The 18,578-nt window shown below is 68.4% G+C and carries 16 protein-coding genes; 13 read left to right on the plus strand and 3 right to left on the minus strand.

The features are described from left to right. The first annotated feature begins 156 nt into the window (after positions 1 to 156). From AC3WOH_RS02845 to AC3WOH_RS02855, 3 genes are all read left to right on the plus strand, one after another. On the plus strand, positions 157 to 3,771 hold the full coding sequence (locus tag AC3WOH_RS02845) for a TonB-dependent receptor domain-containing protein (RefSeq protein ID WP_492227882.1): 3,615 nt from the start codon (positions 157 to 159) through the stop codon (positions 3,769 to 3,771). Continuing rightward, entirely contained in the window at positions 3,752 to 5,728 is a 1,977-nt protein-coding gene (locus AC3WOH_RS02850; RefSeq protein ID WP_492227883.1) for a CHASE2 domain-containing protein, read from the plus strand. Before AC3WOH_RS02845 ends, AC3WOH_RS02850 begins: the two co-directional genes overlap by 20 nt. Before the next feature lie 154 nt (positions 5,729 to 5,882). Next, positions 5,883 to 6,239 carry an HPF/RaiA family ribosome-associated protein gene (locus AC3WOH_RS02855; protein ID WP_492227884.1) on the plus strand — a complete coding sequence of 119 codons (357 nt, stop codon included), beginning with the start codon at positions 5,883 to 5,885 and terminating at the stop codon, positions 6,237 to 6,239. 12 nt (positions 6,240 to 6,251) lie between these two features. On the opposite strand, the gene AC3WOH_RS02860 is transcribed toward AC3WOH_RS02855, so the two are convergent. Together AC3WOH_RS02860 and AC3WOH_RS02865 are read right to left on the minus strand one after the other, a co-directional pair. Further along, entirely contained in the window at positions 6,252 to 7,220 is a 969-nt protein-coding gene (locus tag AC3WOH_RS02860) for a PDR/VanB family oxidoreductase (RefSeq protein WP_492227885.1), read from the minus strand. Further along, a complete protein-coding gene (locus AC3WOH_RS02865) occupies positions 7,217 to 8,248 on the minus strand; it encodes an aromatic ring-hydroxylating dioxygenase subunit alpha (RefSeq protein ID WP_492227886.1) in 1,032 nt (343 codons plus the stop codon). Before AC3WOH_RS02865 ends, AC3WOH_RS02860 begins: the two co-directional genes overlap by 4 nt. 256 nt (positions 8,249 to 8,504) lie before the next feature. Here AC3WOH_RS02865 and AC3WOH_RS02870 point away from each other — a divergent pair, with 256 nt between their 5' ends. From AC3WOH_RS02870 to AC3WOH_RS02900, 7 genes are all read left to right on the plus strand, one after another. After that, a complete protein-coding gene (locus tag AC3WOH_RS02870; RefSeq protein ID WP_492227887.1) occupies positions 8,505 to 9,281 on the plus strand; it encodes a GntR family transcriptional regulator in 777 nt (258 codons plus the stop codon). Positions 9,282 to 9,415: 134 nt separating this feature from the next. After that, the gene (locus AC3WOH_RS02875) at positions 9,416 to 10,597 is read left to right on the plus strand and encodes an ABC transporter substrate-binding protein (RefSeq protein WP_492227888.1); all 1,182 of its coding nucleotides are present in this window, start codon (positions 9,416 to 9,418) and stop codon (positions 10,595 to 10,597) included. Between the two features lie 180 nt (positions 10,598 to 10,777). Then, positions 10,778 to 11,650 (plus strand): branched-chain amino acid ABC transporter permease, encoded by an 873-nt coding sequence (locus AC3WOH_RS02880; RefSeq protein WP_492227889.1) that lies wholly within the window; start codon positions 10,778 to 10,780, stop codon positions 11,648 to 11,650. Continuing rightward, complete coding sequence (locus tag AC3WOH_RS02885; protein ID WP_492227890.1) at positions 11,650 to 12,618, plus strand: branched-chain amino acid ABC transporter permease; 969 nt, start codon at positions 11,650 to 11,652, stop codon at positions 12,616 to 12,618. Before AC3WOH_RS02880 ends, AC3WOH_RS02885 begins: the two co-directional genes overlap by 1 nt. Next, positions 12,615 to 13,400, plus strand: a complete 786-nt coding sequence (locus AC3WOH_RS02890; RefSeq protein ID WP_492227891.1) for an ABC transporter ATP-binding protein — start codon at positions 12,615 to 12,617, stop codon at positions 13,398 to 13,400. Before AC3WOH_RS02885 ends, AC3WOH_RS02890 begins: the two co-directional genes overlap by 4 nt. Continuing rightward, the gene (locus AC3WOH_RS02895; protein ID WP_492227892.1) at positions 13,393 to 14,118 is read left to right on the plus strand and encodes an ABC transporter ATP-binding protein; all 726 of its coding nucleotides are present in this window, start codon (positions 13,393 to 13,395) and stop codon (positions 14,116 to 14,118) included. The genes AC3WOH_RS02890 and AC3WOH_RS02895 overlap by 8 nt, the downstream gene beginning before the upstream one ends. 21 nt (positions 14,119 to 14,139) lie before the next feature. Further along, positions 14,140 to 15,054, plus strand: coding sequence for an NAD(P)-dependent oxidoreductase (locus tag AC3WOH_RS02900; RefSeq protein WP_492227893.1), 915 nt, complete (start codon positions 14,140 to 14,142; stop codon positions 15,052 to 15,054). Here the strand turns inward: AC3WOH_RS02900 and AC3WOH_RS02905 are convergent. Then, positions 15,039 to 15,959 (minus strand): LysR substrate-binding domain-containing protein, encoded by a 921-nt coding sequence (locus tag AC3WOH_RS02905; RefSeq protein ID WP_492227894.1) that lies wholly within the window; start codon positions 15,957 to 15,959, stop codon positions 15,039 to 15,041. The two genes, AC3WOH_RS02900 and AC3WOH_RS02905, sit on opposite strands and share 16 nt — an antisense overlap. A 138-nt stretch (positions 15,960 to 16,097) precedes the next feature. Here AC3WOH_RS02905 and AC3WOH_RS02910 point away from each other — a divergent pair, with 138 nt between their 5' ends. The 3 genes from AC3WOH_RS02910 to ligK are packed head-to-tail and all read left to right on the plus strand — an operon-like array spanning position 16,098 to position 18,549. After that, the gene (locus tag AC3WOH_RS02910) at positions 16,098 to 16,796 is read left to right on the plus strand and encodes a substrate-binding domain-containing protein (protein WP_492227895.1); all 699 of its coding nucleotides are present in this window, start codon (positions 16,098 to 16,100) and stop codon (positions 16,794 to 16,796) included. A gap of 33 nt (positions 16,797 to 16,829) precedes the next feature. Continuing rightward, the gene (locus tag AC3WOH_RS02915) at positions 16,830 to 17,864 is read left to right on the plus strand and encodes an amidohydrolase family protein (protein WP_492227896.1); all 1,035 of its coding nucleotides are present in this window, start codon (positions 16,830 to 16,832) and stop codon (positions 17,862 to 17,864) included. Between the two features lies 1 nt (position 17,865). Continuing rightward, positions 17,866 to 18,549: a 4-carboxy-4-hydroxy-2-oxoadipate aldolase/oxaloacetate decarboxylase gene (ligK, locus tag AC3WOH_RS02920; RefSeq protein WP_492227898.1), complete on the plus strand. Its 684-nt coding sequence runs from the start codon at positions 17,866 to 17,868 to the stop codon at positions 18,547 to 18,549. The last annotated feature ends 29 nt before the right edge of the window (positions 18,550 to 18,578 follow it).

Here is an 18,578-nt window from a genome sequence, read left to right on the forward strand (position 1 = left end):
TCTTCATGAAATGGCGGTCTGCGGGCGTGCACCGCCTGCGCTGCGGCCGGCCCTGCTCACGATAATTTCCGTAACCAGGTGTGAGCGACGCGGGCGGGTTCGTGCCCGCGTGCCGAACGCCGTTGTCCATCCCCGACGAGAGCAGAGCCCATCGCCATGCGCCATCCCACGTTGCACCTTTCCGCCCTGGCCACGCTCGTGGCATTGGCCTGGCCCTGGCACGGCAGCCAGGCCGCCGTGCCGCCAGGCGCTGCGGCCGAGATCGTGGGGCTGCAGGGACCGGGTGACCAGCGCACGGCGGCCGCAGCGGACTGGAAGCCCGCGCGCCAGGCCCAGGCGCTGGCTGCGGGCGACTTCGTGCGCACACGCGAAGCGGCGCGCATGGCCCTGCTGTTCGCCGATGACACCCAGCTGCGCCTGCATCAGAACACAGTGCTGCAGGTCAAGGCCGTGGCCACGCCCACGCAGCCCATGACCACGCTGGTGCTCAGCGCCGGCCGCGCCTGGACGCAGACGCGCCGGCCCGATGGCAGCCGCCTGACCCTGGAGACACCAGCGGCGACGGCGGCGATCCGCGGCACCGACTGGGACATCGAGGTGGCGGGCGATGGCCGCACGCTGATCACCGTGCTCTCGGGCACGGTGGAGTTCGGCAATGCGCAGGGGCAGGTCGTGGTGGCGGCCAACGAAGCGGCCTACGCCGATATCGGCCAGGCACCGGTGAAGATGGTGCTGAGCCAGCCGCGCGACCGCATCCAATGGGTGAATGCGCTGCGCGCCGATCCGCTGCCGCACCTGGAAGCCCAGGGCAATACGGATGGCGGTATGCCGGCCGTGCTGCAGCCCGTGCAATGGGCGCTGGCCGCACGCGATGGGACGGCCGCTGCGGCCGCGCTGGCCGCGGCCCGCGGCCAGGCGCCTGCGGGCTGGGTGGCGACGATGGAGTCCGCCGTGGCCCTGCAGGCGGGCGACCTGCAGTCCGCTCGGGCCGTGTTGGCACGCCAGGCCGATGCACGGCCTCCCGTGCTGGCCGCGCAATTGATGCTGTCGGACCTGCAATTGCTCGATGGTGACGGCCCTGCTGCCGTGCGCACCCTGCAGGCCGCCCTGTCCCGGCATTGGCCGGGACATCCCGCGTTGCTGGCCCAGCTGGCACGCGTACAACTGCTCACCGACCGGGTTCCGGAGGCCGCCGCCACCCTGGGGCCTGCGCCAGCCGGCGACCCCGGCCTGGCCGTGGTGCGCGCCGAGCTGGCCCGGCGCCAGGGTGATGGCCCTGGCGCCATTGCCGCCTACACCGAGGCCACGCGCCTGGCGCCACAGGACGCCCGGGCCTGGCAAGGCCTCGGCAGCGCGCAGGTGGAGCGCGAGGAGACCGGGCCCGCGCGCGCCGCCCTGGGCCGTGCGCTGTCGCTCGATGGCCAGGTCCCCGGGGCGCAAGGCGAACGCGGCACGCTCGAGACCTTCGTCAACCAGTTCACCGAAGCGGGCCAGGCCTTCGAGATCGCGTTGCGCGACAACCCGGCCGACTATGTGGCGCTGACCGGCCAGGGGCTGATGCACCTCAAGCAGGGCCAGCCGCAGGCCGCACTCGGCGACTTTTTGCGCGCCGGCGTGATGGAGCCGCGCTATGCGCGCGCCAAGGTCTGGACCGCGGTGGCCTACTACCAGCTCGGGCGCACCGCCGATGCGCTGGCCACGCTGCGCCAGGCCAGTGCCCTCGACGACAAGGACCCTTTGCCCTACCTGCTGCTGGCGCAGATCCAGACCGACTTGTTCCAGCCCGGCGATGCCGTCGAATCCGCCCGTGCGGCCGTGCAGCGCATGCCCTACCTCAAATCGCTCAACCAGGTGGCCAACGACCAGAAGGGCAGTGCCAACCTCGGGGCCTCGCTGGCCTTCTTCGGCATGGAGGACTGGGCGCTGGAGCTGGCACAAAAGAGCTTCTCACCCTACTGGGGTGGCAGCCACCTGTTTCTGGCCGATCGCTACCGGGGCGAGTTCAACAAGAACTCGGCGCTGTTCCAGGGTTTTCTGACCGACCCCATGGCCTTTGGCGCCAGCCAGCTGCATTCCTCGCTGCTGCAGCGCCCGGGCAGCCATGGCGCGCTGGGCCTGTTGCTGGACCGCGACTTCTACCGCATGCACGCGCCCTCGCTCACGCTCAATGGCATGGACAACAGCCGCCTGCCGGTGTCCTGGTTCCTCAAGGCGCAGGGCGCACGGGCCAAGCGCTCGCCGATCGACGTCGGGGTGTTCAACGTGCCGGCCTTCCACGATCCCTCGGGGACGGGGGACATCGGTGCCGAGGTGCTGACCTTCGGCCTGGGCCTTCAGCCCCATGAACGCCTGAACCTGTTCGCCTATGCCAACCAGTACGACGTGTCGCTTAAGGGCCGCAACCGGCTCGACCTGTGGGGCGATGGCTCCGAGGTGCGCCAGACCACGGCGGACAACCGCGCGCGTCTGGGGGTGGCCGGCCTGTCGTACCGCTGGAGCCCTGTGGAGCAGACCTGGGCCAAGATCGGGCGCAGCCGGGAGCGCAACCGCGCCGACAGTTTCCCCACCGTGTTCCTCTTCGAGCCGCTGGCGGCCCTGGGCGGGCTGAAGGCCTCTCCCGAGAAGGCCTTCACCGATCTGCAACTGCGCCACAGTGTGGATCCGCAACCCGGGCAGCGCTGGAGTGTGGCCCTGGAGCATGTGGCCGAAAAGCAGTCCAGCGAGGTGAGCGGCTACGGCCCCCTGGTCCGCCAGGACAGCGGCGCCGTGCCGGACATCCTGGTCTTTGCCGGTGTCAACGAGATCGACCGGCGCTACACCGGCCTGACCCTGGCGGGCAGCCAGCAGTTCACTGCGCAACTGCTGCTCGACGGCGCCCTGGGGCTGCAGCAGATCCGCCACCGGGTGCGCGGCGGCAATGCAGTGGGCCTGCTGATCCGCGACGTCAGCGAATCGACCCAGGCCCGGCGCAACGACACGGAGAGGGCGGTCACCCCGCGCGTGGGCGTGGTGTTCACGCCGGTGGCCGGGACCACGTTGCGCATGGCCTACCAGGACTGGCTGCGCCCGCTGAGCGCGTCCACCCTCACCAGTGTGGAGACGGCCGGCATCCCGGTCGAGGACCGCATGGTGGAGGCTGGCGGGCGGCATCGCCGCACGGTGGCCCAACTGGGCATGGAGGTCGACGAGCACACGTTCCTGAACCTGCGTGCCGACCACCTGCGCGTGCGCAACCCCGGCGTGATCGGGGTCGACCTGCGCACACCGAGCATGCCCTTCCTGGAGGAGATGCGCAATGCGCAGCTCATCAACCTCTCGACCACCGATGTACTCGAAGGCACACCGGGCTTCGACGAGGGCACGCTGCAGGCCCTGGGGGCCGGCGTCAACCGCATGTTCAGCCGCCAGTGGTCGGGCTATGCCAAGTACCTCTACCAGCACAGCAGCAGCCAGTACCTGGACAGCACCAGCAACCGCATGGTGCGTGGCCTGCGCATTCCCTACATCCCGCGCCATACGGCCGTGGTCGGGGCCACCTGGGCCAGCGCGCAGCGCGTGTACCTTAGCGCCCGGGCCGTGTACCGGTCCGAGCGTTTCGAGGACAAGCAGAACCTCACGCGCCGCCCGCCGGGCTGGAGCCTGGACCTCGTGGGCTACTGGGAGACGCAGGGCAAGCACTGGGTGCTGGGCGCGGGGGTGCTCAACCTGTTCGGAGACCGGACGCCGCGCCAGACCGTCCGGTACGTGATCGATGCGCGCTATCGCTTCTAGGGGCGTCTGGCGCGAAACGGCGCTGGCGTTGGGGGCCAGCGCGCTGGTGCTGCTGCTGGTCTGGGCTGCCACGTTCACGCGGCCCTGGCATGCGCTGGAGTTCAAGACCTTCGATGTGCTCACGTCATGGGCCGCGCCGCAGCGTGCGGCCTTCCCGGTGGTGATCCTCGCCATCGACGAGCCCACCTTCCAGGAGCTGCAGCAGCACTGGCCTTTTCCGCGCAGCCTGCATGCGCGCCTGATCGAGCGCGTCCATGCCGATGGTGCCGCCGCCATCGGCATGGACGTGGTGTTCGCCGACCCGGGCGATGAGGAGGAGGACGCTGCGCTGGAGCGCGCGGTGGCCGCGGCGGCCCCGGTGGCGCTGGCCTCGGCGCGGGAGAAGGTCGACAGCGCGAACGCCACCCTGTGGACCGATGTGCCTCCCTTGCCCCGCCTGCTGGCGGCAGGAGGGCAGGCCGGCAGTGCCCTGGTTCTGCCCGACGACGATTTCGTGGTGCGCCGCGCCTTCGGCGAGGCGGACAGCCTGGCCATGCAGCTGGCGCGAAGGGTCGCTGGCGCCACGCGGGACCTGCGGCCTGCCGAATGGCTGGCCTACCGGGGCCCGCGCGGTACCTTCGACACGCGCTCGTACTACCAGGCGCTGGAGCCGGGGTTGCTGCCGCCGGGGTTCTTCAAAGACAAGATCGTGCTGGTCGGGCGCTCCGCGTTGAGCGCCTCCGAACTGGAGAACGCGCGGGCCGATCTCTTCAACTCGCCCTTCGGTTCGGCCGGGGGCGAGCGCCTCTTTCCTGGCGTGGAGTTGCAGGCCACGCAGGTCGACAACCTGTTGGCGGGCGATGGTCTGCGCAGCGCGCCTGGCCACTGGACGCCGGTGCTGGTGCTTCTCATGGTGCCCTTGGTGATCCTGGCCGGCCGGCGTCTGCACACGGGCTGGGCGGTCGTGCTGATGGCGGCCCTGGTCGGGGCCATGGCGCTGGCCGCCTGGCTGCTGTTTGCCTACGCCCGGCTGTGGTGGCCGCCGCTGGTGCCCATGGCCTCGGCCATTGGCGTGACGGGTGCCACCGCACTGGTGATCTACGCCACGGTGCGCCAGCGCGCCCTGCAGACCCGTGCCATGTTCGCGCAGTACGTGCCGCCCGAGGTGGTGGCGCGGCTGGTGGCCGAGCCCGGGCTGATGCGCCTGGGCGGCGAGGTGCGCGAAGTGACCATCATGTTCACCGACCTGGCCAACTTCACCACCCTGTCGGAGCAATTGACCGCGGAGCAGACGGTGGAACTGCTCACGGGCTATTTCGATGCCATGACGCCCATCATCCATGCCAGCGGCGGCACGGTGGACAAGTTCATCGGCGATGCCGTGATGGCTTTCTGGGGCGCACCGCTCGACGATGCACTGCATGCCGAGCATGCGGTGCACGCGGCCCTGGACATGCAGCAGGCCATGGAGCCGCTGGTGGCCGCGCTGCGTGCGCGCGGCCTGCCGCCGCTGCAGATGCGCATCGGCCTGCACACAGGGCGGGTGGTGGTGGGCAACGTGGGCTCGCAGCAGCGCTTTTCGTACACCGTGATCGGCGATGCGGTGAACCTTGCTGCGCGCCTGGAGGGGGCCAACAAGGCCTTCGGCACGGGCATCCTGCTGTCGGAAACCACGGCACGGCAGCTGCCGGACATGCTGCCGCTGCGTGTGCTCGATGAAGTCATCGTCAAGGGCCGTACCGAGCCCGTGCGCGTGTTCACGCTCTGTGCGGATGCCGAGGTCTCGGCGCTGTCTGCCGCTGCCCTGGACGCCTTCCACGCGGGTGATGCAGCGGCCGCCGCAGCCCACCTTGGCCAATTGCTGCAGCGCAGCCCGGGAGATCCTGCCGCGCTGCGACTGCAGGCCCGGGTGGCCGAGGCGGCGGCCTTGCCGGTGGGCGTTCCCTGGCAGACCGCAGTGGCGCTGGACAAGTTGTAAGGACTTGCTAAGACCTGTGTCCCGCAGGTCATTGGAATGCCATTTGGCAGACCCGTGATTTGGTGCCACCATGAAGACTCATGGCGCGGCGCTTCCACTGGCTTCCGTCGTGGCACCGCCGCCGTCTTTGGAAACCCCGAGAAAGGAGCACCGCATGCAAATCCAAGTCCACACCGATGACCATGTCCAAGGCAGTGAGGCCCTTGCGCAATGGGTTTCCGGCCAGGCGCAGAGCAGGCTCTCGCGCTTTCAGGACAATGTTTCGCGGCTGGAGGTGTTCCTGTCCGACGTGGATGCCGGCAAGTCCGGCAGCAACGACAAGCGCTGCCGCATCGAGGCGCGCGTGAACGGCCGCCAGCCCATCACCGTGGCCGACCATGCCGACAAGATGCCCGTGGCCTTCATGTCGGCCACCGACAAGCTGGCGCGTGCCCTCGACACCGATCTGGCACGCGCCCGCGGTGGTCGCAGCGGCCGTGACACCATCCGCACGGCGGCGGCAGCCGACTGACGCCAGCGCCGATCAGAGGTCCAATACCAGCAGTGCGCTCTTGGCGCGCGAGCAGCAGGGCAGGCACTGTTCGCTCACGGCCTTTTCCTCATCGGTCAGGTACATGTCGCGGTGGTCGACCTCGCCTTCGAGCACGCGCGTGAGGCAGGTGCCGCACACGCCTTGCTCGCACGAGGTCATGATGTCCACCCCATGGGGGCGCAGCGCATCCACGATGGAGATGCCTGCCGGTATGGTGTAGGTGCTGCCTGTGCTGGCGATGCGCACCTCGAACGGGCCATCGCCCGAGGTGTCCTGGGCGGGCGCGCCGAAATACTCGAGGTGCACGCGGTCGGCCGGCCAGCCCAGGTTCTTCGCGGTGTTCACCACATGGTCGATGAAGCCGGCCGGGCCGCAGACGTACAGGCGCGCGTCCGGGGCGATGTCGGCGAGCACGGCCATGAGGTCGAGCTTCTGCGCGGCATCGCCATCGTCGGTGTGGATCTGCGCATGCGGCGCCATGGCCGATGCCGCGATCTCCCGGGCAAATGCCGTGCGGGCGACGGAGCGTGTGCAGTAGTGCAGCGTGAAGTCGGCGCCCGTGTTGGCGAGGCGTTCGGCCATGCACAGCAGCGGCGTGACGCCGATGCCGCCGGCCAGCAGCAGCGTGCGCTGCGCCGGGTGCAGCGCGAAGTGGTTGCGCGGGGTGCTGATGGTGAGCAGGTCGCCCTCGTGCACGGCATCGTGCATGCCCACGGAGCCGCCGCGCGAGGCGGCGTCGCGCAGCACGGCGATGCGGTAGCGGTGCTGCTCGCTCGCGCTGTTGCACAGCGAATACTGGCGTGTGATGCCCCCGGGCACATGCACGTCGATGTGCGAGCCGGCGCTGAAGGCGGGCAGCGGTGCGCCATCGGTGCGTGCCAGCTCGAAGCTGGCAATGCCTTCGGCCTCCAGCTGCTTGCGCACCACGCGCACCTGCAGGGTGTCCTGCGCGCCGCTCATGCTGCCTGCTCCGCCGCCAGGGTGCGCTCGATCAGCTTGCGCGACTGCACGCCACCCGCGTCGATGTTGAGCATGAGCAGCTTGCGCTCGGGGTGGCGCGTGAGGTTGAGCTGCTGCAGCTCCAGCATCTCCTGGTCCTCGGCGAAGATCTTGCCCTGGCCCTCGCGGATCTGTGCGGTGAGGGCCGGGTCACCGGGCTTGAAGTTGCGTGCCATGCCCCAGAAGTAGTGGATGGAGGTCTCGGTCTCGGGCGTGATGAAGTCGACCACGATGCTCGACGCCTTCTTGTCGGCCGGCGCCTCGTAGCCGCCATGGCCGGCCAGTGCCACGCCGACCTCGATCAGCACATGGCTCGGGGGCGTGAAGTGGCAGATCTGCCAGCGGTCCACCGGCTGGTCATCGGGCAGGCCGTTCATGCGCAGCGCCATCTGCCAGAACGGCGGCGCCTGGATGCCTTCCATGTGGCGGCTGGTGATGACCTCGTCACCCTCCACGCGCGTCTTGCAGGGCACTTCGTCGATCTCCTTCTGGCCGATGCTGGTGGAGTGCACATAGGTCTCGTGCGTGAGGTCCATCAGGTTGTCGATCATCAGCCGGTAGTCGCAGGCGATGTGGTACAGCCCGCCGCCATAGGCCCAGTCGGGGCTCTCGGCCCAGGGCAGGTGGTGGATCTTCGCGGGGTCGGCCTGCGCCGCATCGCCGGGCCAGACCCAGACGAAGCCGTAGCGCTCCACCACCGGAAAGCTGCGCGTGCGCGGGAAGCCCTGCACCCGCTGGCCCGGCATGGAGACGGCCTTGCCGTCGCAGCCCACGCGCAGGCCGTGGTAGCCGCACATCAGTTCGCCATCGCAGACCTTGCCCAGCGACAGCGGTGCGCCGCGATGCGGGCAGAAGTCGTCGAGCGCGGCGACCTGGTCCGGCGCCGGGCGGTAGAAGACGATCTTCTCGCCGCAGATGGTGCGGCCCAGGGGCTTGTCGGCAATCTCGTCGGGCATGCAGGCGACGTACCAGGCGTTCTTCGGGAACATGGTGCTTGTCTCTCTCCGTGGGGTAGATCTGTTGGCGCCTGCAGGCTTGGTATACAGCCGGCCCGCAAATCGCCGTGTTCATGGGCCTTATTCTGCGGAAAACCCGATTTTCTGTATACATCGAAAACGCGAAAAGCAGTTATCGCAGCTGGGCATACCACCTAGATCGTTGTTTTGTAAGGGGCTGGAGCGATTGCCGATGGATGTGGATCGAATTTCTGTATACAGTCGCGCCGATCCTTCCGATATTTGCTGCATGAACCACCCAGACCCCCAGGCGCTGGCCGCCCTTGGTGAAGCCGCCGATGCGGGCGCCTCGCAATCGGTGAAGGCCCAGCTGCGGCTGCGCGAGATGATCCTGGCCGGTGAACTCGCCGGCGGCGCGCGCATTGCCGAGCTCACCCTGGTGGAGATGCTGGGCGTATCGCGCACGCCGATCCGCGCGGCGCTGATGCGGCTCGAACAAGAGGGCCTGCTGCACCGCCTGCCCGGCGGCGGCTATGCCGTGCGCACCTTCTCCGAGACCGATGTGGCCGACGCCATCGAGCTGCGTGGCACCATGGAGGGACTGGCCGCGCGCCTGGCGGCCGAGCGCGGAGCGGAGGCTGCGGTGCTGGCCGAGGCGGCCCAGTGCCTGGACGAGATCGACGCCGTGCTGGTGCCGCGCGCGCTCGACGACGAGGGCTTCTCGGCCTATGTGGCGCTCAATGCGCGCTTTCACCAGCTGCTCGGTCGCATGGTGGGCAGCGAGGTCATCGTGCGCGAACTCGACCGCGTCAAGGGCCTCCCTTTTGCGTCGCCCTCGGCCTTCGTCGTGGTGCAGACCCATTCGCCCGAGGCGCGCGACATGCTGGTGATCGCCCAGGACCAGCACCGCCAGGTGCTCGATGCGATCACCCGGCGCGAGGGCGCCCGGGCCGAGGCCCTCATGCGCGAGCACTCGCGCATCACGCGGCGCAACCTGCTCGCGGCCGTGCAGGCCGCACAGTTTCAGGGTTTACCCGGGGTTCAATTGATCCGGGATCACGTCTGATGGATAGCTGTTGCAAGTTATCACAAACGGCGATATCTAAAAGTTGGAAATCCCGCTTGTGTAAGCTGGCACCTCCATAGAGACTCCGCCCAATCCACCGCTGTATACAACGACACCCCAAGGAGACAAGCACCATGCACAAACGCCACCTTCTGCGTGCCTCGGCCGCTGCCGCCGCCCTCATGGCCCTGGCCACCACCCTGCCGGCGATGGCGCAGGACAACGTGTTCAAGATCGGCCTGATCCTGCCCATGACCGGCCAGCAAGCCACCACGGGCCGCCAGATCGAGGCCGCCGCACGCCTGTACATGGCGCAGAACGGCGACACCGTGGCCGGCAAGAAGGTGCAGCTCATCATCAAGGACGACACCAGCCTGCCCGACGTGACGCGCCGCCTGGCCCAGGAGCTGGTGGTCAACGACAAGGTCAACGTGCTCGCGGGCATGGGCATCACGCCCTCGGCCATGGCCACGGCGCCCCTGGCCACGCAGTCCAAAACCCCGCTGGTGGTGATGGCCGCGGCAACGTCCAGCATCACCGAGGCCTCGCCCTATGTGGTGCGCACCAGCTTCACGCTGCCCCAGGTGTCGGTGGCCCTGGCCGACTGGGCGCCCAAGAACGGCATCAAGAAGGTCGTGACCCTGGTCAGCGACTACGGCCCGGGCATCGACGCCGAGAAGTTCTTCAACCAGCGCCTGGCCTTCAACGGCGGCCAGGTGACCGAGGCACTGCGCGTGCCGCTGCGCAACCCCGACTTCGCCCCCTTCCTGCAGAAGGTGCGCGACGCCAAGCCCGATGCGCTGTTCGTGTTCGTGCCCTCGGGCGCAGGCGCTGCGGTGATGAAGCAGTTCCTGGAGCGCGGCATGGACAAGGCCGGCATCAAGCTCATCGCCACCGGCGACGTGACCGATGACGACCAGCTCAACGACATGGGCGATGGCGCCCTGGGCGTGGTCACCTCGCACCACTACTCGGCCGCACACCCCTCGCCGCTGAACAAGAAGTTCGTCGAGGCCTTCGAGAAGGCCAACAAGGGCCTGCGTCCCAACTTCATGGCCGTGGGCGGCTACGACGGCATGCGCGTGATCTACGAAGCGCTCAAGACCACCAAGGGCGCGGGCGGTGGTGATGCGCTGTTGGCCGCCATGAAGGGCCAGGTCTTCGAGAGCCCGCGTGGCCCCGTGTTCGTCGACGCACAGACCCGCGACATCGTGCAGAACGTCTACTTGCGCAAGGTCGAGCGCGTCAACGGCCAGCTCTACAACGTGGAATTCGACGTCATCAAGGACGTCAAGGATCCCGGCAAGACGAAATAAGTACCCCCCTGAGTCGCTTCGCGCCTTCCCCCCAGGGGGACGCCACCGGTGGCCTGGCAAAGCCAGTTCCACGGTGGCGCTGGCTTCGGGCGCGCCAGTGTCGACGGCAAGTGGACTTCTTCAGCGGACGGGATGGATGCCACCCGCCGCGCATTTGCTGCTTTCTATTGAAGTGATTGCATGCTGACCATTCTTTTCGACGGCGTTGCCTACGGCATGCTGCTGTTCATCCTGGCGGTGGGGCTGGCTGTGACCATGGGGCTGATGAACTTCATCAACCTCGCGCACGGGGCCTTTGCCATGGCGGGGGGCTACATCACGGTGCTGCTGATGCAGCGCCTGGATGTTCCCTTCCTGGTCTGCCTGCCGCTGGCCTTCATCGGCACGGCCTTGCTGGGCGCGGTGCTGGAGCGCACGCTGTACCGCCCGCTCTACCACAAGGCCCACCTGGACCAGGTGCTGTTCTCCATCGGCCTGGTGTTCATGGCCGTAGCCACGGTGGACTACTTCGTGGGCTCCACAGGCCAGATCATCCAGTTGCCGGCCTGGCTCAAGGGCCGCACCGAGATCGGCAGCGGTGCCTTCATGCTGGGCATGGGGCACTACCGGTTGTTCATCATCGCGGTGTGCGCAGCGCTCACCATCGGGCTGCAGTACGTGCTCACGCGCACGCGCTTCGGCAGCCGGTTGCGCGCCTCGGTGGACGACCAGCGCGTGGCCGCGGGCATGGGCATCAACGTGAACATCGTGTTCCTCTCCACCTTCGCCTTCGGCTCGGGCCTGGCGGGCCTGGGTGGCGCACTCGGGGCCGAGGTGCTGGGGCTGGACCCGAGCTTCCCGCTCAAGTTCATGATCTATTTCCTGATCGTGGTGGCCGTGGGCGGCACCTCGTCCATCACCGGCCCGCTGCTGGCCGCGCTGCTGCTGGGCATTGCCGACGTGGCGGGCAAGTACTACATCCCCAAGCTCGGGGCCTTCATCGTCTACAGCCTCATGATCCTGATTCTGATCTGGCGGCCCCAGGGCCTGTTCGTGCGCAAGGGGGGCAAGTGATGGACGCTTCCCGACCCAATGCGCTGCTCCAGGCCCGCCGCATGCGGCCCTGGGAGCCCGTGTTGTGGCTGCTGGCCTTCGCTGCGCCGCTGGCCCTGCCCAGCCATGCGCTCATCATCAACGAGATCGCCATCGTGGCGCTGTTCGCGATCTCGCTGGACCTGATCCTGGGCTACACCGGCATCGTCTCGCTCGGCCACGCGGCCTTCTTCGGCATGGGCGGCTATGCGGCCGCCCTGTTCGCCAAGCATGTGATGCCCGACCCGCTGCTGGGCCTGGCCGTGGGCGTGGGTGCTGCAACGGTACTGGGCGCGGCGGCCTCGTTCACCATCATGCGCGGCACCGACCTCACGCGCCTCATGGTCACGCTGGGCGTGGGCCTCATCATGTTGGAGCTGGCCAACAAGCTCGACTGGCTCACCGGCGGCGCCGACGGCCTGCAGGGCGTGGTCATGGGTCCGGTGCTCGGCAAGTTCGAGTTCGACCTGTACGGCCGCACGGCGGCCTGGTACTCGATGAGCGTGCTGCTCGTGATGTTCCTGCTGGCGCGGCGCGTCGTGCAGTCGCCCTTCGGCGCCACGCTCAAGGCCATCCGCGACAACCGGCTGCGTGCCATGGCCATCGGCATCCCGGTGACGGCCAAGCTGGCCCAGGTCTACACACTGGCTGCGGCGCTGGCAGGGGCCGCGGGTGCGCTGCTCACGCAGACCACGGGCTTTGCCTCGCTGGACCTGTTCGAGTTCCACCGCTCGGCCGACGTGATGCTGATCCTGGTGATCGGTGGCGTGGGCTGGCTCTACGGCGGCGTGGTCGGCGCCATCGGCTTCAAGCTCCTGCAGGACCTGATCTCGGCCGTGACGCCCCAGTACTGGACCTTCTGGATCGGCCTGTTCCTGGTGGTGCTGGTGCTGGTGGGCCGCGAGCGCCTGATCCGCCCCTGGACCTGGTTCGGAGGGCGCAAGGCATGAACACCACTGCAGTCCACAACGAAGCGCCTGTGGTGCTGGCCGCGCAGGGCCTGGTCAAGCGCTTTGGCGGCATCACCGCCACCAACAGCGTCACGCTGAACCTGCGCCAGGGCGCGCGCCACGCGCTGATCGGCCCCAACGGCGCGGGCAAGACCACGCTGATCAACCTGCTGACCGGCGTGCTGGAGCCGACCGAGGGTTCCATCGTGCTCGAAGGCCGGGACATCACGCGCCTGGCGCCGCACCAGCGCGTGCAGCGCGGCATGGTGCGCACCTTCCAGATCAACCAGTTGTTCGATTCGCTCACGCCCATGGAGACGCTGGCGCTCACGGTCTCGCAAAAGCAGGGCCTGGGCGGCAAGTGGTGGCAAAAGCTCGGCGCGCGCAGCGCGGTGAACGAACGTTGCGAGCAACTGCTCGAACAATTCCACCTCACGGCCGTGATGGCCGAGCCCACGCGCGTGCTGGCCTATGGCAAGCGCCGGCTGCTCGAGATCGCCATCGCCCTGGCCTGCGAGCCGCGCGTGCTGCTGCTGGACGAGCCCGTGGCCGGCGTGCCCGCGGGCGAGCGCGAAGAGCTGCTGCAGACCGTGGCGGCCCTGCCTGCCGATGTTTCCGTGCTGCTGATCGAACACGATATGGACCTGGTTTTCAGCTTTGCCAATCGCATGACGGTGCTGGTCAACGGCACCGTGCTCACCGAGGGCGACCCCGACACCATCGCCAACGACCCGCGGGTCAAGGCGGTGTACCTGGGCCATGGGGAGGACGCGCATGTCTGAGCTGTTGCGTATCGAAGGATTGAGTGCAGGCTACGGCGAGGCCGTGGTGCTGCAGGGCGTGTCCCTGTCACTGGCCGAGGGCGAGACCCTGGCCCTGCTGGGCCGCAATGGCACGGGCAAGACCACGCTGATCAACACCCTGGCCGGTGCCACGCGCCAGCATGCGGGCACGGTGGCGCTGGGCGGCGTGGCGCTGCACTGCCTGCCTGCGCACGAGCGCGCGGCCGCGGGCATCGGCTGGGTGCCGCAGGAGCGCAACATCTTCAAGTCGCTCACCGTGCACGAGAACCTGACCGCGGTGGCGCGGCCCGGCCGCAAGGGTGCCACGGCCGCGCCCTGGACGCCTGACAAGGTGTACGCGATGTTCCCGCGCCTGGCCGAGCGCAAGACCAATCTGGGCACGCAGCTGTCGGGCGGCGAGCAGCAGATGCTGGCCGTGGGCCGCGCGCTGGTGCTCAACCCGCGCCTGCTGCTGCTCGACGAGCCGCTCGAAGGCCTGGCCCCCATCATCGTGGAAGAGCTGCTGCGCGCCATCCGCCGCATCACCCAGGAAGAAGGGCTGTCGGCCATCATCGTGGAGCAGCACCCGCAGGCCATCCTCGCGATCTCGGACCAGGCCGCCGTGCTGGACCGCGGCACGGTGGTGCACACCGGCACGGCCGCCAGCCTGAGCGCGCAGCCCGAGCTGCTGGACCGGCTGCTGGGTGTGGCCCGGTAAGACCCTCACTGGAAACCCGCCATGACCATCCAGCACATCGGCCTGATCGGCTATGGCGAAGTGGGCAAGACCTTTGCCCTGGGCTTGCAGTCCCAACCCGGTGTGGCCTCTGTAGGCGCCTGGGACACCAAGTTCGCCCAGCCCGCCACGCGCGAGGCCGAGCGGGCGCATGCCGCGCAGCACGGCGTCACGGCCCATCCCTCGGCGGCGGCACTGTGCGCGGCCAGCGACCTCGTGATCTCCGCCGTCACCGCCTCGCACACGTTGGAGGTGGCCGAAGAGGTGGCTGCCCACATCCGCCCCGGCACGCTGTTCCTGGACCTCAATTCCGCCTCGCCGGGCACCAAGCAGCAGGCGGCGGCGCTGATCGACGCGCGCGGCGCGCACTATGTCGAGGCGGGCGTCATGACCTCGGTGCCGCCCTACGGCATCCGCGTGCCCATGCTGCTGGGCGGTGCCCAGGCGCAGGCCCTGGCCGCCGTGCTGCAGGCCTGGGGCATGGACGCCACGCCGGTCAGCGAACAGCTGGGCGTGGCCAGCGCGATCAAGATGTGCCGCAGCGTGATGATCAAGGGCCTCGAAGCCCTGGTGATCGAAAGCTACACCACCGCGCGCCAGTACGGCGTGGAGGCGCATGTACTGCCCACCTTGGCCGAGACCTTTCCCTCCATCGATTGGGAAAAACAGGGCAGCTACTTCTTCAGCCGCGTGGTGCAGCACGGCCAGCGCCGCTCCGAAGAGATGCACGAGGCCGCGCGCACCGTGCGCGAGGCCGGTGTGGCCCCGCTGATGGCCAGCGCCACCGCGCACCGGCAGGCCGCGGTGGCCGCCATGGCGCGCGAGGGCGTGTTTGCCGGCCTGCCCAAGGATGCGCCGTGGCAGGACTATGCCGACCGGGTGCTGGAGCACCTGGCGAAGGATCAGGGCGCCTTGTAGATCGAGTTGAGGGTGCTGCGGATCAGCTCCGCCATGGCCTGCTGCGTGAGCGTGGCCGGGCGCTGCGAACTCACGGCCATCGACAGCTTGCTGCGCAGCCGGGGCTCGCCCGCCTGACCGATGGGCCGGGTACTGAAAGCCTCCGGCCGGCCCGAGGTGGTGACCGCGTTCATGGGCAGCACGGCGCAGCCCGCGCCATCGGCCACCAGATCCAGGATAGCGGCCACACCGTCGATCTCCAGGCTGATCTGCGGGCGCAGGCCCAAGGCGGCCAGCTCCGACTCCACCAGCATGCGGATGGAATTGGGCCGCGTGGGAATCACCAGCGCATAGCGCGTGAGGGCTTCCAGCGCGACCGGCTCCAGCCCTTCCGCGGGGTCTGCGCCCGGCGTCTGGCGCTGCACGAGGAACAGGTCTTCTTCCAGCAGCGGCGTGATCTCGATGCCCGGGGAGGCCGGCGTGTTGTAGAGCAGCGCGATATCGAGCAGTCCCGTGGTCAGCGATTCGCGCATGGCGACCGACAGGCCTTCGCTGATGGCCAGGGCCGCGTCGGGCATCTGCACGCGGAACGCGCGGGTCAGCGGCACGGTGAGTACCTTGGCCATGGTGGGTGGCAGGCCGATGGCCACGCGCCCGGCCAGTGCCCCGCGCACGCGCCCCAGTTCCTCGCGCGCACGCTCCACCTGGTGCAGGATCCCGCGGCCATGCTCCAGCAGCAGCTTGCCGGCCTCGGTCGGTATGGCGCCGCGGCCATTGCGCACCAAGAGGTTCTGGCGCAACTCCACCTCCAGCAGGCGCACCTGGCGGCTCAGCGCCGGCTGGGCGATGTCCAGCACCACCGAGGCGCGCGTGAAGCTGCCCAGCTCGGCCACGCGCACGAAGTATTCGATCTGCTTGAGGTCCATGGCCTGCTCTCCGTAATTTGCAATAGCTCCAATTCGACAATACAAGAATGATATATCTGGTAGTGCCCCTGCCGGCTTCATGCGGGGGCCTGTCCTGACCACAATCGGGGGCATGTATTCAGCCCTGATCGAGCCAGCATGACGACGCCTGTTTCTGCCCTGCGCGGAATCTCCTCCATGGCCACGCGCCAGGTGCTGGCCGAGTTGCTGGCAACCTACGAGCAGCAGACCGGGCAGCGCGCGGCCATCGAGGCCGTGGGTGGTGTGGACGCCGCCAAGCGCGTGCAGGCCGGCGAGGCCTTCGACGTGGTGGTGCTGGCCTCCGACGCCATCGACAAGCTGATCGCCGCGGGTGCTGTCGTGGCTGGCAGTAGGACCGACTGGGTGCGCTCTGGCGTGGCCGTGGCGGTGCGCGCGGGTGCGCCGCTGCCCGACATCGGCTCGGAAGACGCGGTGCGCAGCGCCGTGCTCGCCGCGCGCAGCATCAGCTACTCCACCGGCCCGAGCGGCGTGGCGCTGGCCAAACTCTTCGAGCGCTGGGGCATTGCCAGCGAGGTGGCTGGCCGCATGGTGCAGGCGCCGCCCGGCGTGCCCGTGGGCTCGCTGGTCGCGCGTGGCGACGTGGAGCTGGGATTCCAGCAACTGAGCGAGCTGCTGCACGTGGAGGGCATCGCCATCGTGGGCCCGCTGCCGCCGGCGATCCAGATCACCACCATCTTCTCGTCGGGCGTTGCCGCCACCAGCGGGCAGCCCGCAGCGGCCCAGGCGCTGCTCGACTTCCTGGCCTCGCCCGCAGCGGCGGATGCCAAGCGCCGCCAGGGCATGGACCCTGCCTGATACCCCATTCCAAGATCCAAGGAGCACAACGCAATGAGCCTCATCATCGACTGCCATGGCCACTACACCACGGCCCCCAAGGCGCTGGAGAACTGGCGCAACCAGCAGATCGCCGGCATCCAGGACCCGGCCGCCATGCCCAAGGTGGCCGACCTCTCGATCAGCGACGACGAGCTGCGCGAGTCCATCGAGAGCAACCAGCTGCGCCTGATGAAGGAGCGCGGCAGCGACATCACGCTGTTCTCGCCGCGCGCCAGCTTCATGGCCCACCACATCGGCGACTTCAACGTCTCCAGCACCTGGGCCGCCATCTGCAACGAGCTGTGCTACCGCGTCTCCACGCTGTTCCCCGACAATTTCGTGCCCGTGGCCATGCTGCCGCAAAGCCCGGGCGTGGACCCCGCGACCTGCATCCCCGAGCTGGAAAAGTGCGTCCATGAATACGGTGCCGTGGGCATCAACCTCAACCCCGATCCCTCGGGCGGCCACTGGACCAGCCCGCCGCTGACCGACCGCCACTGGTACCCCATCTACGAGAAGATGGTGGAGTACGACCTGCCCGCCATGATCCACGTGAGCACCAGCTGCAATGCGTGCTTCCACACCACGGGCGCGCACTACCTGAACGCCGACACCACGGCCTTCATGCAGTGCATCCAGGGCGATTTGTTCAAGGACTTCCCGACGCTCAAGTTTTTGATCCCGCACGGCGGCGGTGCCGTGCCCTACCACTGGGGCCGCTTCCGCGGCCTGGCGCAGGAGATGAAGAAGCCCCTGCTCGAAGACCACCTGCTGAACAACATCTTCTTCGATACCTGCGTGTACCACCAGCCGGGCATCGACCTGCTCAACACCGTGATCCCGGTGAAGAACGTGCTGTTCGCCTCGGAAATGATCGGCGCCGTGCGCGGCATCGACCCGACCACCGGCAACTACTACGACGACACCAAGCGCTACATCGAGGCGTCGAAGATCCTGAGTGGCGAGGACAAGCACCAGATCTACGAAGGCAATGTGCGCCGCGTGTTCTCCCGACTCGATTCACGCCTGAAGGCAAAGGGGCTCTGACATGTACGAACTAGGCGTTGTCTACCGCAACATCACCCGCGCCGACCGCACGGCCGCCGACGGCCTGGCCGCCCTGGGCTCGGCCACGGTGCACGAGGCCATGGGCCGCGTGGGCCTGCTCAAGCCCTACATGCGCCCCATCTATTCCGGCCAGCAGGTCTCAGGCTCGGCGGTCACGGTGCTGCTGCAGCCCGGCGACAACTGGATGATGCATGTGGCGGCCGAGCAGATCCAGCCCGGCGACGTGGTGGTGGCGGCCGTCACCTCCGAATGCACGGATGGCTACTTCGGTGACCTGCTGGCCACCTCGTTCCAGTCGCGCGGTGCGCGCGCCCTCATCATCGATGCCGGCGTGCGCGACGTGAAGACGCTGCAGGAAATGAACTTCCCGGTGTGGAGCCGCGCCATCTCCAGCAAGGGCACGATCAAGGCCACGCTGGGCTCGGTGAACATCCCCGTGGTGTGCGCCGGCATGTGGGTCACGCCGGGCGACGTGATCGTGGCCGATGACGACGGCGTGGTCTGCGTGCCCGCCGCGCGTGCCGCCGAAACGCTCGAAGCCGCACGCAAGCGCGAGAGCTTCGAGGGCGAAAAGCGCGCCAAGCTCGCCTCGGGCGTGCTCGGCCTGGACATGTACAACATGCGCCCCGGGCTCGAAAAGGCCGGGCTCAAGTACATCGACTGATCCACCGCGTCCCACACACGCACCGTCTG

This window comes from Acidovorax sp. FW305-C-20-28 (assembly GCF_058783375.1).

Bases quoted from the DNA above. Each gene is read 5' to 3' on its own strand.
- AC3WOH_RS02845 (WP_492227882.1), top strand. From the start codon at position 157: ATGCGCCATCCCACGTTGCACCTTTCCGCCCTGGCCACGCTCGTGGCA.
- AC3WOH_RS02850 (WP_492227883.1), top strand. From the start codon at position 3,752: ATGCGCGCTATCGCTTCTAGGGGCGTCTGGCGCGAAACGGCGCTGGCG.
- AC3WOH_RS02855 (WP_492227884.1), top strand. From the start codon at position 5,883: ATGCAAATCCAAGTCCACACCGATGACCATGTCCAAGGCAGTGAGGCC.
- AC3WOH_RS02860 (WP_492227885.1), bottom strand. From the start codon at position 7,220: ATGAGCGGCGCGCAGGACACCCTGCAGGTGCGCGTGGTGCGCAAGCAG.
- AC3WOH_RS02865 (WP_492227886.1), bottom strand. From the start codon at position 8,248: ATGTTCCCGAAGAACGCCTGGTACGTCGCCTGCATGCCCGACGAGATT.
- AC3WOH_RS02870 (WP_492227887.1), top strand. From the start codon at position 8,505: ATGAACCACCCAGACCCCCAGGCGCTGGCCGCCCTTGGTGAAGCCGCC.
- AC3WOH_RS02875 (WP_492227888.1), top strand. From the start codon at position 9,416: ATGCACAAACGCCACCTTCTGCGTGCCTCGGCCGCTGCCGCCGCCCTC.
- AC3WOH_RS02880 (WP_492227889.1), top strand. From the start codon at position 10,778: ATGCTGACCATTCTTTTCGACGGCGTTGCCTACGGCATGCTGCTGTTC.
- AC3WOH_RS02885 (WP_492227890.1), top strand. From the start codon at position 11,650: ATGGACGCTTCCCGACCCAATGCGCTGCTCCAGGCCCGCCGCATGCGG.
- AC3WOH_RS02890 (WP_492227891.1), top strand. From the start codon at position 12,615: ATGAACACCACTGCAGTCCACAACGAAGCGCCTGTGGTGCTGGCCGCG.
- AC3WOH_RS02895 (WP_492227892.1), top strand. From the start codon at position 13,393: ATGTCTGAGCTGTTGCGTATCGAAGGATTGAGTGCAGGCTACGGCGAG.
- AC3WOH_RS02900 (WP_492227893.1), top strand. From the start codon at position 14,140: ATGACCATCCAGCACATCGGCCTGATCGGCTATGGCGAAGTGGGCAAG.
- AC3WOH_RS02905 (WP_492227894.1), bottom strand. From the start codon at position 15,959: ATGGACCTCAAGCAGATCGAATACTTCGTGCGCGTGGCCGAGCTGGGC.
- AC3WOH_RS02910 (WP_492227895.1), top strand. From the start codon at position 16,098: ATGACGACGCCTGTTTCTGCCCTGCGCGGAATCTCCTCCATGGCCACG.
- AC3WOH_RS02915 (WP_492227896.1), top strand. From the start codon at position 16,830: ATGAGCCTCATCATCGACTGCCATGGCCACTACACCACGGCCCCCAAG.
- ligK (WP_492227898.1), top strand. From the start codon at position 17,866: ATGTACGAACTAGGCGTTGTCTACCGCAACATCACCCGCGCCGACCGC.